The organism is Symplocastrum torsivum (assembly GCF_059505465.1).
Window position 1 is genome coordinate 228513 of sequence record NZ_JCACKQ010000112.1, and the last position, 15993, is coordinate 244505.

General features: G+C 45.1%; 20 protein-coding genes. 8 read left to right on the plus strand and 12 right to left on the minus strand.

What is annotated here, in order from left to right:
• Positions 1-60: 60 nt before the first annotated feature.
• Together AC5JL3_RS26220 and AC5JL3_RS26225 are read left to right on the plus strand one after the other, a co-directional pair.
• Entirely contained in the window at positions 61-363 is a 303-nt protein-coding gene (locus tag AC5JL3_RS26220; protein WP_496077265.1) for a hypothetical protein, read from the plus strand.
• Positions 356-619, plus strand: coding sequence for a type II toxin-antitoxin system RelE family toxin (locus tag AC5JL3_RS26225; protein WP_496077266.1), 264 nt, complete (start codon positions 356-358; stop codon positions 617-619). The genes AC5JL3_RS26220 and AC5JL3_RS26225 overlap by 8 nt, the downstream gene beginning before the upstream one ends.
• 49 nt (positions 620-668) lie before the next feature.
• Here the strand turns inward: AC5JL3_RS26225 and AC5JL3_RS26230 are convergent, their stop codons facing one another.
• The 3 genes from AC5JL3_RS26230 to AC5JL3_RS26240 are packed head-to-tail and all read right to left on the minus strand — an operon-like array spanning position 669 to position 1799.
• Positions 669-890 (minus strand): hypothetical protein, encoded by a 222-nt coding sequence (locus AC5JL3_RS26230; protein WP_496077267.1) that lies wholly within the window; start codon positions 888-890, stop codon positions 669-671.
• A gap of 56 nt (positions 891-946) precedes the next feature.
• Complete coding sequence (locus AC5JL3_RS26235) at positions 947-1504, minus strand: Uma2 family endonuclease (RefSeq protein WP_496077268.1); 558 nt, start codon at positions 1502-1504, stop codon at positions 947-949.
• Positions 1505-1538: 34 nt separating this feature from the next.
• Positions 1539-1799 carry a helix-turn-helix transcriptional regulator gene (locus tag AC5JL3_RS26240; protein WP_496077269.1) on the minus strand — a complete coding sequence of 87 codons (261 nt, stop codon included), beginning with the start codon at positions 1797-1799 and terminating at the stop codon, positions 1539-1541.
• 172 nt (positions 1800-1971) lie between these two features.
• Here AC5JL3_RS26240 and AC5JL3_RS26245 point away from each other — a divergent pair, with 172 nt between their 5' ends.
• Positions 1972-2217, plus strand: coding sequence for a hypothetical protein (locus AC5JL3_RS26245; RefSeq protein WP_496077270.1), 246 nt, complete (start codon positions 1972-1974; stop codon positions 2215-2217).
• Positions 2214-2558, plus strand: a complete 345-nt coding sequence (locus AC5JL3_RS26250; protein ID WP_496077271.1) for a hypothetical protein — start codon at positions 2214-2216, stop codon at positions 2556-2558. The genes AC5JL3_RS26245 and AC5JL3_RS26250 overlap by 4 nt, the downstream gene beginning before the upstream one ends.
• Positions 2559-2668: 110 nt before the next feature.
• On the opposite strand, the gene AC5JL3_RS26255 is transcribed toward AC5JL3_RS26250, so the two are convergent.
• The gene (locus AC5JL3_RS26255; protein WP_496077272.1) at positions 2669-3301 is read right to left on the minus strand and encodes a DUF4142 domain-containing protein; all 633 of its coding nucleotides are present in this window, start codon (positions 3299-3301) and stop codon (positions 2669-2671) included.
• Between the two features lie 260 nt (positions 3302-3561).
• Here AC5JL3_RS26255 and AC5JL3_RS26260 point away from each other — a divergent pair, with 260 nt between their 5' ends.
• Positions 3562-5640 (plus strand): FAD-dependent oxidoreductase, encoded by a 2079-nt coding sequence (locus AC5JL3_RS26260; RefSeq protein ID WP_496077273.1) that lies wholly within the window; start codon positions 3562-3564, stop codon positions 5638-5640.
• A 183-nt stretch (positions 5641-5823) separates the two neighbouring features.
• Here the strand turns inward: AC5JL3_RS26260 and AC5JL3_RS26265 are convergent, their stop codons facing one another.
• The 3 genes from AC5JL3_RS26265 to AC5JL3_RS26275 all read right to left on the minus strand — a co-directional run bounded on the left by AC5JL3_RS26265 (position 5824) and on the right by AC5JL3_RS26275 (position 7593).
• Positions 5824-6552 carry an ABC transporter ATP-binding protein gene (locus tag AC5JL3_RS26265; RefSeq protein WP_496077274.1) on the minus strand — a complete coding sequence of 243 codons (729 nt, stop codon included), beginning with the start codon at positions 6550-6552 and terminating at the stop codon, positions 5824-5826.
• A 35-nt stretch (positions 6553-6587) separates the two neighbouring features.
• Positions 6588-7088 (minus strand): hypothetical protein, encoded by a 501-nt coding sequence (locus AC5JL3_RS26270; RefSeq protein WP_496077302.1) that lies wholly within the window; start codon positions 7086-7088, stop codon positions 6588-6590.
• A gap of 298 nt (positions 7089-7386) precedes the next feature.
• Complete coding sequence (locus tag AC5JL3_RS26275; protein ID WP_496077275.1) at positions 7387-7593, minus strand: 2Fe-2S iron-sulfur cluster-binding protein; 207 nt, start codon at positions 7591-7593, stop codon at positions 7387-7389.
• A 141-nt stretch (positions 7594-7734) separates the two neighbouring features.
• Between AC5JL3_RS26275 and cimA the strand changes: the two genes are divergently transcribed.
• Positions 7735-9450 (plus strand): citramalate synthase, encoded by a 1716-nt coding sequence (cimA, locus tag AC5JL3_RS26280; protein ID WP_496077303.1) that lies wholly within the window; start codon positions 7735-7737, stop codon positions 9448-9450.
• 88 nt (positions 9451-9538) lie between these two features.
• On the opposite strand, the gene AC5JL3_RS26285 is transcribed toward cimA, so the two are convergent.
• The 5 genes from AC5JL3_RS26285 to AC5JL3_RS26305 form a co-directional block, all read right to left on the minus strand.
• Complete coding sequence (locus AC5JL3_RS26285) at positions 9539-9724, minus strand: PCP reductase family protein (protein ID WP_496077276.1); 186 nt, start codon at positions 9722-9724, stop codon at positions 9539-9541.
• A 102-nt stretch (positions 9725-9826) separates the two neighbouring features.
• Complete coding sequence (locus tag AC5JL3_RS26290) at positions 9827-10642, minus strand: ABC transporter permease (RefSeq protein ID WP_496077277.1); 816 nt, start codon at positions 10640-10642, stop codon at positions 9827-9829.
• Positions 10643-10645: 3 nt separating this feature from the next.
• The gene (locus tag AC5JL3_RS26295; protein WP_496077278.1) at positions 10646-11494 is read right to left on the minus strand and encodes an ABC transporter permease; all 849 of its coding nucleotides are present in this window, start codon (positions 11492-11494) and stop codon (positions 10646-10648) included.
• 112 nt (positions 11495-11606) lie between these two features.
• Positions 11607-12911, minus strand: coding sequence for an ABC transporter substrate-binding protein (locus tag AC5JL3_RS26300; protein ID WP_496077279.1), 1305 nt, complete (start codon positions 12909-12911; stop codon positions 11607-11609).
• A 135-nt stretch (positions 12912-13046) separates the two neighbouring features.
• Complete coding sequence (locus tag AC5JL3_RS26305; protein WP_496077280.1) at positions 13047-14216, minus strand: ABC transporter ATP-binding protein; 1170 nt, start codon at positions 14214-14216, stop codon at positions 13047-13049.
• A 307-nt stretch (positions 14217-14523) separates the two neighbouring features.
• Here AC5JL3_RS26305 and AC5JL3_RS26310 point away from each other — a divergent pair, with 307 nt between their 5' ends.
• A complete protein-coding gene (locus AC5JL3_RS26310; RefSeq protein WP_496077281.1) occupies positions 14524-14928 on the plus strand; it encodes an allophanate hydrolase-related protein in 405 nt (134 codons plus the stop codon).
• Between the two features lie 147 nt (positions 14929-15075).
• Positions 15076-15534: a dual specificity protein phosphatase family protein gene (locus tag AC5JL3_RS26315; RefSeq protein WP_496077282.1), complete on the plus strand. Its 459-nt coding sequence runs from the start codon at positions 15076-15078 to the stop codon at positions 15532-15534.
• Positions 15535-15993: the final 459 nt, after the last annotated feature.

Genomic DNA, 15993 nt, shown 5'->3' on the forward strand with positions numbered 1-15993 from the left:
GCCCATACACTTATTAACTTCTTAAGAATTTATACCTAGCTAATTTGGGGATGACAAACCATGCGTGGCATTCAATTTTTAACTGATTATCAAGGCAGGAAAACAGGTGTACTTGTTGATTTGAAAGAGCACAGCGAATTTTGGGCAGATGTAGTAGAGGAATGTGGTGAGCCAATAGACTTCCAGTTCCTAATTGATGACCAAGGAGAAAAAATCGCGGTATTCCTTGACTTTGAGAAACACAGCGAACTTTGGGAAGATATCTACGATAGCCTGATTATTGAATCAAGAAAGGATGAACAAAGAGTCCCTTGGGAAGAAGTTAAACATGGGCTGATAGAGAAGGGTAAGTTGAGTGTCTGATTATCTAATCGTTGTCGCACGCTCAGCCCAAAAAGACCTGGATTCTCTACCATCTGAAGTTAGCAGTCGCATTTCTTCTAAGATTGAAGCGTTAGCAAGTGTCCCGCGTCCAGATGGTTGCAGTAAGCTAAAGGGAGAACAAAACAGTTGGCGAATTCGAGTTGGCGACTACCGAGTAATCTATAGCGTTGATGATAATACTCGCACTATCGACATCAGTAAAGTTCGTCATCGAAGAGAAGTGTATGATAGGTAAAGGTAGTAAGAATGTTAATTTCATAGAAGAATGTATTTCTCTACATCACTCATTCTTGACTTAGTAAATCAGCCCGCAGGTCAGCAAGTGTACCACACTTAGCTTTACCTGTTTTGAGCGCTTCCAGTGTTGGTGCTGCATTTCTAGCGATTTCCCGACGGCGTTGTTCAACCCGTCTTTTATAAATCAGTTCTAGTAGCAAGTCTTGCTCTTCAGTTGAAAGAGCCTCAACGTATTCAAGTACTGTTTGAAAAGGTACAACGTTATTCATTTCTCGTGCCCCTAAGTTTACAAATTAATAGTAATAGCTTCTAAGTATATCTTTAGTCAAAGCAATTCTGCCTCTTCAAAAACCTGCCTTGTTGTTAGTTCCAATCCAGGAAGTAGCGTATCTACAATAGGCATATTGTCTGTATAAACTTGATTCACTACATCTGGAAAAAAGACCTTGATACTGATGGCTTCAGGGTCTACAACCCAAACTCTTGATACACCAGCAGCAAAATAGTCGTTAGCCTTATCTTCAAATTCTTTCATGGTCTGGTCTGGAGAGATAATCTCTATTACCAGTTCTGGGAGGGCAGGACAGGCTTCATTTTGCTTCCAGCTTTTGGGTAGACGTTCATAGGAGATGTATGTCAAATCAGGTACGGGTGCCCAATCTTTCCCTTGACGCTTTAAGAGAATTGCCCACTCTGGAACAACTCTACCTTTTCCCTTACACCATGCACGTATGAGGAGCAAAAAAGCTAGCTGTAAGGTCGAATGGAAATATTTTGGAGACACTTTGGGGACTGCCTGACCATCAACAAACTCATAGTTTACATCTCCTTCTGGAAGTGCCAGAAATTCTTCTAGTGTGAGTTGAGTTCCTGTATTAACCATGAGCTATGCAACTGAGTGGCTAGACACACCTATCTTACTTCGCCTCATCCTCCTCAGATTGCGGCAATAACGAGTCAGGCAGTTCGTCGAGCGTCTTGTTAACCGCTTTGCAGAAAGCCTTCATCTGGTAAACCGTCATCGTCGGTTCTGCTTCTCCCTTTTCCCAACGACGAATGGTTGAGGAGGTTACACCCATGAGCCTTACCAAGTCATCTTGAGTGAGTCCAGCCTCTAGACGCAGTTTTTTAAATGGAGAGTCTGTCTCCTGTGGTTGACCTTTCTTTGGTCTTGCCATATTATAAAAAACACTGAAATTAATCGGTTTTAAATAGGGTTTTTAAGGGTAACAACAGGTAGGCAGACCAAATTACTAGCGTATGGCTAGTTAGCTGCCTTAGTTAGCTTTTGCCAGAACAAAACGAACAATTGCCTAGAGCGTGTATGGCTGGCTAGGCGATCGCTTTTTCATGTCCATTAACCAGATTACAGAGGAGTGTATCGTGACTTACAAAAATCGGCTGTCTCCGTGGTGCATTATTCGCCCTCTTCCAAATTTACAACGGCGGATTGTCGCTCGGTTTCGTCGCCGGAATGACGCTGAATCTCATCTGAAAATTCTTCGACAGCTAGTGCCAAACGCTCCTTTTGCAATTGTTTTTGACCCAACACCCGATGAACCAGACTGCAATGAATGTAGAACAGAACAGCCATGAAAACTTTGCGTTGCCGCATCAACCCTGCAACTTTCGTCATCACCCAAAGGCAACTTGCCAAGTATCTCAAAATTAACCTGAACCGGATTTGGCGCTGGGAAAAGTGGGCGCATGTACTTTGGGTGAATATTGAAGGCTTAGGCGGCTACTTCATCAGCTACCGAAAGTTAGAGCAGTGGGTAGCTGCTTGCTCAACCTTAATTCGTTCTTGCCGGGATTTGAAAGCACTTGCTGTGGTTTGGTTAGCGATTCAGCAGGAAGCAAAAAGATATACGGAAGACGCGATCGCACGGCTTTCTGAAATTCATGAACAACGACAAGCGCAATTATGTCGTTATTAATAGCCTTTGTATCACTCAGACTTAAAGAAAAGCGATCGCACCCTCCAATTAACTTAGTGGATGCGATCGCTTCATAGCAATTCCTAAATTGTGTCTATAGCCATAGCCTACTAAGGCATAGACATACCAGGTCTAGAATTGTTCTGCTGTGCAAAACGGTAACCTGTCATTTCGCTAGCCATTTCTAAATGCCCTTGCACTCTTGGCAATATCGTGGCAGCAAAAGCTTTTAGGTCTGGGTCTTGCCCAAGTCCGGCTTGACGCTGGTATACAGCCGCACTTTCCATGTGAGCGTTGACACCTGCTTCATTCATGTAAGCTTGATCAAAAGCTTCTCCAGATAGCTGCATCAAGCGACTCATAGCTGCTTCATATTTCGGACCTGGAGTGGTCGGAGGAGTAATTCCTTTTTGAGTCGCTAACCGCATCAGTCGCTCGTTCGCTCTTGTATGCTCCTGAATCATCTGCCGTGCGAACTGCTTCACTTCAGGGTTCCTTGACCGCTCCAAGGCAAGTTGCCCAAGTTGAACTTCTGCCATTCCACCATGAGCTGCATCGATTACAAACTGCTGGTCTAGGGCACTGAGCTGGTTCCTTTGCTGCTGCCCGGATTGAGTCTGTGCAGGCATAGATTGGTTTTGCAAGGGCGCAGGTCGGGTTGTCTGAGCAACAGCCGAGTATCCCAATGCAGAGAATAGTCCAGCTGCCATGAGGGCGGTAGTTACTGTTACCTTTCTAATCATCGTTGAGTTTTTTAAAGAAAATTACCAAAGCTTCCTTCCATGTGCCTCCATTCCTGCATTGACTACCTCATCCTTTAGGTATGTTTGGTTACAGTCTGCTCCAAGTTAGGGGAAAGGGAAGGGCTAGCTGCTCTTAAGGTTGGCGATAAGTGGGCTACATCAGTCGCTAGGAAAGGGATGATCAAAGAAACCCAATATTGTCAAGAGTAGCTTTATACGCCAGTCCTCAATTTTCTACACTAGAATGAACTTCTTGGGGGATGGCAGCGTCAAGACTCTTGCTTAACGTAGCAAAAGATACGACTGTCTATTCTCAACTTATGAAGCGATCGCTCCGACACTTAACTCTAAGCTTAGTTACTCTGACATCCCTTGCTCCAGTTGCTTTAGCTGCGCCACCGAGAAACCCAGACAAACAAGAAACCTGTGAAATTTTGGTAGTTGGCGGCGGACTAGCAGGTGCGGCTACTGCCTACGAAGGCTTGCTAGCAGGACGAACGGTTTGCCTAACTGAAATTACTGACTGGGTAGGTGGACAAATCTCATCTCAGGGAACCTCCGCACTCGATGAACGACCAACTCAGCGATCGCGTTTATTTTACTCCCGTGGCTACCTAGAATTGCGAGAACGCATTAATCGCAAATACGGCGAACTCAACCCTGGAGATTGCTGGGTGAGTGAATCCTGCTTTCTCCCTCGTGATGCTCACAACCTATTGTTTGATACCTTGCAGGATGCAGCCAAGCGAGGGAAAGGACAACTCAAGTGGTTCCCCTCAACTGTAGTCAAGGAAGTAGATATCGGCTCAACCGGAAATTTAATCGAAGGCGCAATTGCAATTCAGCATAAACCTGCTGCGGGTGCGCCTCCTCTCAACACAGAACCCCTCTCTCAAACGATTGAAGATTGGTATCGTTACGAAAACTCATCCCGCTTTGAGAAGAGCATTGTTCGCTTCGTTCCCCAAAGGCAACAGCAACAGCAAGGAAATGCCCCGAACTGGTACGTTGTTGATGCAACCGAAACGGGTGAAATGATTGCTCTAGCTGACGTTCCTTACCGTCTTGGTATCGACCCTCGTTCTCACTTGGAACCGTCTTCCTCCAGTGCCACAAATGATGCCTATTGCACGCAAGGCTTTACCTACACCTTTGCAATGGAAGCCACCGAGGAAGCCCAAACCCATAGAATGCCTTCGTTTTATCCTCAATATGAACCCTACTACAGCTATGAACTACAGAGACTAGCTGACTTTGGGTTGGTATTCACCTATCGACGTATTTGGAGTCCTGAAGAGGGTGAACAAACAAAATTTGGTGGTGTGAATTTCACCGCTCCAACACCGAGAGACATCTCGATGCAAAACTGGACTTGGGGTAATGATTATCGCCCCGGCAATGCTGAGGATAACTTAGTTTTTACTCGCGAACAGTTACAAGCCACAGGTCAACTGTCCTCTGGTGGCTGGATGGGTGGCTTACGCGCAGACAGTCTACGCAAAGGTGAAGAAATCTCTCAAGGCTATTTTCACTGGCTTGTCGCCGGAACGACTGATTCCCAGTTGGGTGATGGTGTGAAAAAACCACAGCCCAACAACCGCTACCTATCTGGGTTAGATTCTCCAATGGGAACAGTCCATGGGTTGTCTAAGTATCCTTATATGCGAGAAGGACGGCGGATTATTGGACGCCCCACCTATGGTTATCCTGAAGGCTTTACAGTTTGGGAAATCGACATCTCTCGGCGTGACTATAAGGAAGATTATTACCGTCAGACGCTCTCCCCTGAAATGTATCGCAACTTACGGACAGCCTTAGCTGGACGCGAAGCCCTCTCGATTATTGGCGGACAGAAGCAACCTGACGAGGTGATGAGGCGTACTCGCTCCTCGATTTATCCTGATTCTGTAGGGATTGGGCATTATGCGATCGACTTTCACCCCTGCATGACCCAAACTCCACCTGAAGCTCCTAATAATACAGAGCGCGAGGGAGAGCGACAGGGCGCAGGACAAGCCTATCCGTTCCAAATTCCCCTCAGAGCGATGATTCCCCAAAAAATCGACAATATGTTAGTCGCTGGAAAGAGTATCGCCACAAGTCACATCGCCGCCGCCGCCTATCGCGTACATTCCTTTGAGTGGTCATCAGGCGCAGCGGCTGGTACTACGGCAGCATTTGCTTTGGAGACAGGCGTAGCACCTTACCAGCTAACTGATCAACTTCCGCAACAAGAACCCCAACTGCGAGTTCTGCGGCAACGCTTGGAAAAGACAGGCAATCCCACAGCTTTTCCAGACACCTCAATTTTCAATGAAAACTGGGATGAGTGGCGTTAGGCAAGTCAAAACTCAAAAGTCAAAAGTCAAAAGTCAAAAAGGGAAAATCCGTTTATGGTTAGGCTCTTGACGACTACCTGAATGCCAATTAGATGTGCCGTAGCTTAATAAGGAACTGGTAATCTTTTGCAGGAAGGTAGTTGTTGTAAGTGGAAGCTCAACTAACAACTAACAACCAAATCCTCAAATCCACTCTTGAGACGCTCTAGCCTCAGCTTGAACTAGGGTTTCTCGCAACTGCTTCCAATCTATCTGGGTAACTGGAGCATCCTGAAGTAGCTGACCTTCCTGCAAATACAATACCCGTGTACAAAATAGCTGAGCCATATCTAGCTGATGATTGATCATCAAAATTGTCATCTTGCCCTGAAGCGTTAAGTCAGTTAACACAGCCAGAACATGAGAGGCGATGCCAGCATCCAGAGCAGATGTTGGCTCATCGAGTAGTAAAATTTTGGGTTGAGTAATTAAAGCCCGTGCGATCGCAACTAGTTGTCGTTGTCCTACAGAAAGTTGTAACTCGGTTCGCTCTAGCCAATCGGCGGGGATGTGCGCCTGTTCCCGACAAGCCTCTAAGCGCAGCGAAATCTCCTGTTTGGGTAACTGCTGCAACACTAAAGGGTAAGCTAGTGCCTCTTTAACCGTCATCCCTAAGAGCTTTGGTTCTTGAGGCACTAACATAACCTGCCGCCGTAGCTGGATGACAGGAATTTTCTTGATGTCCTGATTTTCTAGATAAATTGCTCCACTCGTCGGTTCACTCAGCCGATTTAATAGCCGCAATAGTGAGGTTTTGCCAGCGCCAGAGGGTCCGATTAGACAAATGCGATCGCCTCCTAAAACCTCAAACGAAATATCCGTTAATATAGGTGAGCCTGTAATCTTGCCTCCCAGTGAGGTCACAAGGCTCACTTGCTTTAGCTGCAATTGCAAGGAGTTTACCGTTTTTACGTCAGCAAACCCTGAGTTAGAGCTGTCCAAATCGTCCATCCATCTACGAGAAACAGCAACAGTGTAAATCCCAACAGAATGAGATACATCCAAGGCTGTGCCAAAGGACGAACATCTGTTGTATCAATCCCAGTATGCACTTCCACCAGCTTGACTAGCCGCGCAAATCCCACCACACGCATCGGCAGCAAGTATGCTTTTTCTGAGGACTGGCTGATAAAGTAGTAAACCATTCCCCCTTGACCCGTCGTTCGCATTTTCAAATCTTTCACCTCCGCCCAAGCTAGCGACCAACCTTTGCGAAAGAAACGGGGAACCCAGCGGGGATAAGCGACTTGAATTTTTTCCTCATCCACAATCACCCGTTCACTCAACGCACCAAAAAGCGCTGTTGCTCCCAATCCAATTCCTGTCCATAGTATGACGGGTGATACAGGCGAAGCTGATACTTGCGAGAGAAAGGGTAAAGGAATCGTCAGCGCCAGATAAAGCGCCATTAACGTGAGACGAATTAGAGGAGAAATACGAAAAATTGATAAGTTAGGTTGCTTTAACTCTGATGGAATTTGAAGATTTGGTGACACAGCTTAAAACTCTTTTCTTTATTGTCTCTGGAGCTTTTTATGAGTAAGGGAAATTAGCTTTTTGGTGTCCATACACTTTCTGTACCTTGCCCCCAGAACCCTTCAAATTTCGTCACCTTGATATCGCCAAGAACCTGCGTCTGACAGGCTAAGCGACGATTGGCTGTGGGAGAATGGGGAGGAAGCGAGGCGCTAGCGCGCCGCCTTGCGGCTAACGCCTTGCCTTATCCTTCCAATTGGGTTCTGAAACTTCCCCTTCTACCTGAACGGCACAAGTGCCACAGGTACCGATACCCATACAGTTAATGATTTTGGCATTGCCGTTATAAAGCTCAATGCCATGCTCTAATAGAACTTTACGGAGATTACTGCCTGAATCACATTCAAATGTCTTCCCTTGAGCTGTTACTTTAGGCATTCACTAATCTCTCCATTCGTTTTTTGCTTTCATTTTACAGTTTACATTTCTTTACAAACTGTGAACAAGAAAGCCGACTTCTTTGAATAGTCCACGAAAGCCACTATGACGGGTGCCGAACTCCATTCTTCTTCCCTGCCCATGACCTTGCAAGAATCAAACCCCCTCTGGATTTACGACACAACGCTCCGGGATGGTTCCCAGCGTGAAGGATTGTCGCTGTCACTAGAAGACAAGTTGCGAATAGCAAAGCAACTAGATCAGTTGGGGATTCCCTTCATTGAAGGGGGATGGCCGGGAGCAAATCCCAAAGATGTGCAATTTTTCTGGCAACTCAAAGAAGAACCACTGACTCAGGCAGAAGTGGTTGCCTTTTGTTCGACTCGACGACCCAATATTACTGCTGCTGCTGACCCAATGTTGCAACCTATTCTTGCAGCAGGTACTCGCTGGGTGACGATTTTTGGCAAGTCTTGGGATTTGCAAGTTACTGAAGGACTGAATACAAGCTTGGAAGAAAACCTGGCGATGATTCAGGATACGATTGAGTACCTGCGTAGCCAAGGTCGGCGGGTGATTTACGATGCAGAACACTGGTTTGATGGCTATAAACACAATCCCGACTATGCAATCAAGACTCTCATCACTGCTAAGGATGCAGGTGCAGAATGGTTAGTCCTTTGCGACACCAACGGCGGGACTCTGCCTCATGAAGTGGGTCAAATTGTTCGAGATGTTGTTGAGAAGACGGGAGTAGGAAGTCAGCCTTCAGCTATCAGCCCTCAGCTATCAGCCCCTAGTAGTAAATTGCCGACTCATAACTCTCCGCTTCTGGGTATCCACACCCACAATGACTCAGAGACAGCCGTTGCCAATGCCCTTGCTGGTGTGATGGAAGGGGTACGGATGGTGCAGGGGACAATTAATGGCTACGGTGAACGCTGTGGTAATGCGAATCTCTGTTCGTTGATTCCTAATTTGCAGTTAAAGCTAGGTTACAGATGTATTGAGGATGAGCAGCTAGGGAGACTGACGCAAGCTAGCCGACTAATTAGTGAAGTGGTTAACCTTGCCCCGGATGACCATGCCCCCTTTGTGGGTCGTTCAGCGTTTGCTCATAAAGGTGGAATTCATGTTTCAGCCGTTGAACGCAACCCTCTCACTTACGAACATATTGAACCAGAACAGGTTGGAAATCGGCGTCGAATTGTGATTTCAGACCAATCTGGGTTGAGCAATGTTTTAGCAAAAGCCCGTAGCTTCGGGCATGACCTCAACAAACAAGACCCTGCTTGTCGCCAAATCCTCGATCGCCTTAAAGGACTTGAAAGTGAAGGGTATCAATTTGAGGCAGCGGAAGCTAGTTTTGACTTGCTGATGCGAGAAGCACTGGGACATCGGAAGCAACCATTTGAACTCAAAGGCTTTCAAGTTCATTGCGATATGCTGCGAGGGACAAACGTTCAATACAATAACGCTGTTGCAACAATTAAAGTTGCTGTGAATGGCGAAGACATCCTGGAAGCAGCGGAAGGAAATGGCCCGGTTTCAGCACTGGATACAGCGCTGCGAAAAGCTCTCCAAAACTTCTACCCAGAGATTGCACAATTTCAATTGACAGACTATAAAGTGCGGATTCTCGATAGTGGCGCTGGGACATTGGCAAAGACTCGTGTATTGGTTGAATCCAGCAATGGGCATCAACGTTGGACAACGGTGGGTGTCTCGACTAATATCCTTGAGGCATCTTATCAGGCTGTGGTAGAGGGTATTGAGTATGGTTTGTTGTTGCAGTTTCCAGAAGATGTGATGGGTGAGGTGGCACGTCAACAAGCCAACTCTACGTCTGCTAGTTGAACATAGCAGAAAGCCGTCAGCTTGTTTTGTTTTCCTTGCTGTGTGTAGATTTCACAGCATAGAAATTCCTTAGGATTAGGGCGATCGCTTATTGCCCAAACTCAGCCCTTGCCTGCTCAACGATTTCCGCTGTCACCACATCTAATTCGGCTTCACGAGCTAAATGCTCAATCCGTTGCCGTGCTTGAGAACGAACAAAATAGGGAATATTTTTTAGCTTAGCTTTTGCTTCAGGAGTCCAGGCTAGAGCGTCTGTAAATTCACGCCTTTCCATAATTCTCAGCCCTCGGCTTTTATTTTAAGCACCTTTTTATTTAATTTTACTTCCCCTAAGCATCGATCCCCAATCCCATCCCAACGCTTAACCTCAATTCTTTCACTCCTGTTGACGACGGGAGAAGAATTGAATCGCTACAACGGCAACAGCAATCACAACAAATGAAAACACTGTCGTTAATGTTCCTAAAGCATACAATGCTGGAGAAGTAACATTGGTCGTCATGCCATAGATTTCTAGCGGTAAGGTGTTGTTCTCTCCAGAAATCAAAGCACTACGAGTAAATTCATCATAGGAAAGTGTAAAGCCTAGTAGTGCTACTCCTACAACACTAGGAGTAATCAAAGGGAAAACTATTTCCCAAAAGGTTTTAACATCTGTAGCCCCTAAATCTCTAGCCGCTTCTTCATAGGAAGGATTGAAACGGTTAAAAATACCAATCATAATTAAAAAGGCAAAGGGGATTGTCCAGGTTAAATGACCCCCCAATACAGACGAGTACCACTGGGTTGATAACTCAAACTGGCTAAAGATAACCAAAATTCCAAAGGAAATCAAAACACTAGGAACAATAAGGCTAGAAATTGTTAGGTAAAAGAGTGCTCGTGAACCCAAGAACTTGCGCCGAAACGCCAAACCTGCCATCACACTGATGATGACGGTTAAGGACATTACAATGAAGCCAAGTAAAAGCGATCGCTTAAAGGGTTCGGTAAAGTTTCCAATCCGCTGCGTCTGAAATACCGAAGAGAACCAGTAAAAACTAAATCCCTTCATTGGAAATGTTAATCCGCCATCTTCTCCTTGAAACGACAGAATGAAGATGGAAAGCATTGGTCCATACAAAAATAGGACAAACAACCCGAAGAAGGCTGCAAATAGATAAAAAGACAAGGAACGTTTTTGCGATCGCATTACTTATAACTCTTTCCGAATATCAACAACTCGTAAAATCCCCACCACGATTGCCAATGTAATAACTAGTAAAATCACAGCATTAGCAGCCGCTAGAGGATACTGCAAACTCCGAATTTGATTACTCATCAAATATCCAACCGAAGATGTTTGTCCACCACTCATTAACCTCACAGTAATGAACTCTCCCATCACCAACGTCACAATAAAAATTGAGCCAATTGCAATCCCCGGAGCAGACAGAGGTACAATCACTTCCTTCAACACTTGAAATCCAGATGCTCCAGCATCTCGTGCTGCACTAATCAACGAAGGCTCAATCCGTACCATGCTGTTGAAGATTGGCACAATCATGAACAGTACATAAAGATGTACCATTGCTAAGACCACTGAAAAGTTTGAAAATAAGAAGATATCTAGGGGAGCATCAATTAAGTTCAAAGACATGAGAGCTTTATTGAGAATCCCTTCTCTTCCCAAAAAAGGAATCCAAGAAATCATCCGGATAATATTAGAGGTCAAAAAGGGAATTGTACAAATTAAGAATAAGATAATTTGCCAGCGCAAACTCTTAACATGAAAGGCAAGGAAGTAAGCAACAGGAAAGCCAATCACTAAAGTAAAGAACCAAACTAGTGCTGTAAATTTAAAGTTATTTAGATACGTGGCAAAATAAGTTGGGCTGAAAATATCTTTGTAGTTAACCAAGGTAAACCCTGGTGTCATTGTATAGCCGTTGAAGTCCCAAAAACTTATAACAATAATTGTAATAATTGGCAAGACTAAAAATAATAGTAATACTAAAACTTGTGGAGTGATTAATAAATACTGTTGTAGGGATTTTAACTTCATTTTTATTACAGTTAACCGTACGTAAAGATTGGCTATTCAGATTCCCGATTTCTTGAAGAAGTCGGGAATCTTAGCGTTTAAAGACGGGTTACCACGGAATGCTCACTAATCTCTAAGCAGAAATAAACTCGTTCCACTTCTGAACAAGATACTTCTGCTCATCCATCACAGAATTCCAGCAGACAATCTTGCTGAAGCGTTCCTCAAAGGAACCACCATCACGCACTGAGCCTTTCTTCTCCAACGTTTTGCCAAATGGGTCAACCATATCAGTAGAAGCCGCTTTACCCTCATACCAAAATGCCCATTCTTCCGGCTTCATAAACTTCTTAGCTGTCTCCGGAGCTGCACTATAATAACCCTGCCGTCCAAGGAAAGCACCTAACCAGCCATCCAGAGTCCAGTTGAGGTATTCATAAGCCGCATCTAGTGCAATACCTGAGAGATTCTTCGATAACCCAATACCGCCTCCCCAACCTCTATATCCTTCTTTAAGTGGGGCATAAATGCAATTAATTCCCTTAGATTTCACTTGTGTAACGGCAGGTGACCACATGGATTGCAACGCGACTTCACCAGACACCATGAGGTTTACTGATTCATCAAATGCCTTCCAGAAGGCTCGGAATTGTCCAGCTTTCTTTTGTTCAATTAAAATTGCTGTAATTTTGTCCAGTTCTTCCCTCGTCATGTTGCCCTTGTCGCCAAATTTCATCAAGCCAAGGGCTTCAACTACCATAGCGGCATCCATAATACCGATAGAAGAGATATCAAGAATTGAGGTTTTACCTTTGTATTTTGGGTCAAATAACTCTCCCCAAGATTCAATTTTTTTCCCTGTTAAATCGGGACGATAGCCAAGGGTATCGGCATTGTACTGGAAGGGAATCAGAGTAGCGAAATCAGTTGGGGTAGGAGAGAATTCTGTTGAATCTTGCCCTTTCAAGAACATGACTTTAGAAGGAGCTGTTCCTTGCGACGTATTGACAGGCGCTCCTTCTTTAAACTTACCTGTTGTGAAATAGGGAACTATTTTGTCAAACTGTTTGATTTTATTGACATCAATCGGTTGCAAATTACCCGAAGGAACCACTAACGGCAAGCTGAAATACTCGCCATCGAAAATGTCATAGGACTTGGGCTGAGTAATCGCAATTTGATTATTTTCATCAGTACTCAAAGCCCGTGATGTAATTTTAAAACCCAAATCCTCTTGAGCTTTTTGAGCAATCTCGTTGATTTGGGAAACGCCCGTACCAATAAACCGGAGCGTTACATCTTTAATTTGATTGGTATTAACAGTAGGGCCGCCACTCGACTGTTGAGTAGTTTGCTGCCGAGTACACTGAGTTGCAGTGAGTAAAGCTCCAGTTGCTAGTCCGGCTCTGATTAGTTCGCGACGAGTAAATTTAGGCATGGTTGTAGAAGGTTGGATGAAGAGAAGGGAGGGTTTTGTAGGAGGCAGCTAGCCTACATCAGCAGTGATTGACAAGGGAACTTTAAAAGTTTGTTGCTAGGCTACTAATTAAGAGAAATCTGCAAGCTTGTTGGCTTAATGGGGTAAGAAAATACAGTCATCCGTTGACCAATTGAGTGTAACGACTTGTCCTTCCTGAAGAGGTTGGGATATGCAATCATGCGATCGCACTTTATAAAGAATCTCAGCACCCGTTGATTCCACCAAAAGCCGTACTCGCGTGACGTAACCCGTAAACTCTACAAAGGCAATCCTTGCCGAAACTCGGTTATGAACCGTTTGCCCTTCCGCAGTTGGCTGTACCTCTAAGTGCATTCTGTCGGCACGGACACAGCAAGCCGCATTGTCTCCCGGTTGGGCAAATTGTCCTCGACACAGCAGCGTACCAATACCTTCAACCTCTAACTGGATGATATAGCCGTTGGTATCTGCGATCGCATTAACGACTTTGCCCGTAAAAATGTTGTTATCGCCAACGAACTTGGCAACAAACTGAGAGGCGGGAGCGACGAAAATTTCTTGCGGTGTGCCGATTTGGTCAATATGACCATGATCCATGACAACAATTTGGTCAGAGAGGGAAAAGGCTTCATCCTGAGCATGAGTGACTTGGATAAACGTCATCCCAAACTGACGCTGCAACTTCCGCAACTCGCCTCGTGTTTTAACACGCAATGACTCATCCAAAGCACTCAGAGGCTCATCCAAGAGCAGCACTTGGGGACGGGTTACTAAGGCTCTTGCAAGTGCTACACGTTGCTGTTGACCCCCACTCAGAGCAGTTGGCTTACGCTTGGCAAAGCTACTTAAACCCACAATCTCAAGCATCTCATCAACCCGATCTCGGCGATCGGGTTCTGGTGTGCCTCGCATTTTTAAGCCAAACTCAACGTTTTGCCAAACCGTCTTGTGTGGAAACAGCGCATAGTTTTGAAACACCATTGCTGTATTCCGCTTTGCTGGCGGCAAATCATTGACACGGGCATTGCCAATTAAAATATCGCCACTCGTGATGTCTTCGTGACCCGCAATCATCCGTAGTGTCGTAGTTTTACCACAACCACTTGGTCCTAATAGACAACAATAAGAACCCGCCGGAATATCTAATGTCAGATTTTCGACTGCCACCACAGAGCCATACTGCTTTGTCACAGACCTCAGCGCAACGCCCTGTGCTTGAGGCAGAGTAGATAGATTGGTGGGATGAATAGTTTGCGCCTCAGTATTGCTTGTGCCGATGGTCATCTTGCTTGCGTCGGTAGAGTATTGGGCGAATCCGCTTTATCCCAAGTTGATTCTGTTGTACCAGAGCGATAACAGTAGGCAAAAGAGAAAAAGCCAAGGGGGAAAAGAGCGACTCATCTTTTCCCCTTTCAGCCTTCCCTTTTTTGCTTAAGCGCATCAATGGCATCTTGAAAATACAACTTTAGTATTAGCTAGTCATTAAAAGTGTCTGTGGGTTCGTGAACTGTATTTTTCTATACTTTTTAAAACAGAACCTTCTCGCTACCTTATAAACTCAAACCGTTACTTTGGATATTTTTAACTACAGGTGCAACTAACTGATCGAGATCCAGGGTTAAAGCGATTCTTTATCTGCGGCTCTGCCTTACGGGGTCAGCCAGACCACAAAAACCTCCAATCCGCAAAATTTATCACAGAAGCCTCTACCCGACCTCGTTACCGACTGCACGCCGTTGGCAATGGCTGGCATCCCGGCATCTACGAAATTGATTCAGGGGGGATTGCAATTCCTGGTGAGGTGTATGAACTGACTCCACAGCAGTACAAAAATCTAATGGACGGAGAACCACCAGATTTGTATGAGGGGAGGGTGATGTTAGAAGACGGTGAGGTAATCTCCGCAATGCTCTACCCGCGTGAGTTGATAGAACAGCACAACTGGCCGGATATCTCCAACTTTGGTGGTTGGGCGGCGTATAAGCAAGCTAACTAGTGAGCGATCGCGTTTTATCATTACAGTGAAATTAACCGCCCAAACTGCCCACCTTAGTATTCTCTGATATGGCAGTCGCATAGACACTAGGAAGCCACAAGCTTCCTGCTTTGCTTATATTGGAAACGCAACTCCAGTAAGAGCAATATGCATACCATCCGACCCTGGTTATACGTTGGTAAATTTCGTGAAACCCAGGATGAAGAACTACTGCGCCAACAGGAGATTGGTGGAATCTTGCAACTCGCTGATCACGTGAATTCGCCTAATATTCCATCGCTGTACATTTCTGTCGAAGATGGCGTGGCACTACCCTTTAACTTGCTTAAAAGGGGTATTGAGTTTGTGCGGTTGGAAAAAGCACAGAATCGTAATGTACTAATTGCTTGCGGTGCGGGAATTAGCCGCTCCGTGGCGTTTGCGATCGCATCCTTGAAGGAAGAAGAACACCTGGCACTATTTGATGCCTTTCAGCAAGTTCTAGCCAAACACCCACAGGCAAGACCCCATCTAGCGCTATGGCAGTCACTATGTGAATACTACGATGAAAATCTGCCTTATAAGGACATCTTGAAGCTCATACTTCAACACAAAACGATGTATTAACCATTACAAATATGGCTTATACTTCGTCCACCTCTGAATCTCTGCTCTTTTTGTTAAAAATTTTTTGAATAGAGAAAAAGTTGTTCCCTTGTTGCGAGTTCTGGGAATATTAGCACCAGGCATCACTATATTTGTCACCCCTAGGTAAGGAGACTTAGGAAGAAACTGTGATTATCCTTTGTAAAGGAATGTGTACTAAACAGGTGTGGGCGTTAAGAAACAGATGCCTAACACCAGGTTTACACTTCGCGGTTTTCAGGTGTGTTCTCTACAGAGGTTCCTTTTCACAGAAGCATTCTCCGTTGGCGAAGCCTTCTTTGTTAGCGAAGTGGGCGGGCAACACCCGACAGGAGTTGGAGTACGGTAACGCTGTACTCTAACGCTTACAACAAACCTGATGAAAATTTACAACCTCTAACCTTAATTGTCTTAACCTCTGACCTATTCTCAGACTAGACA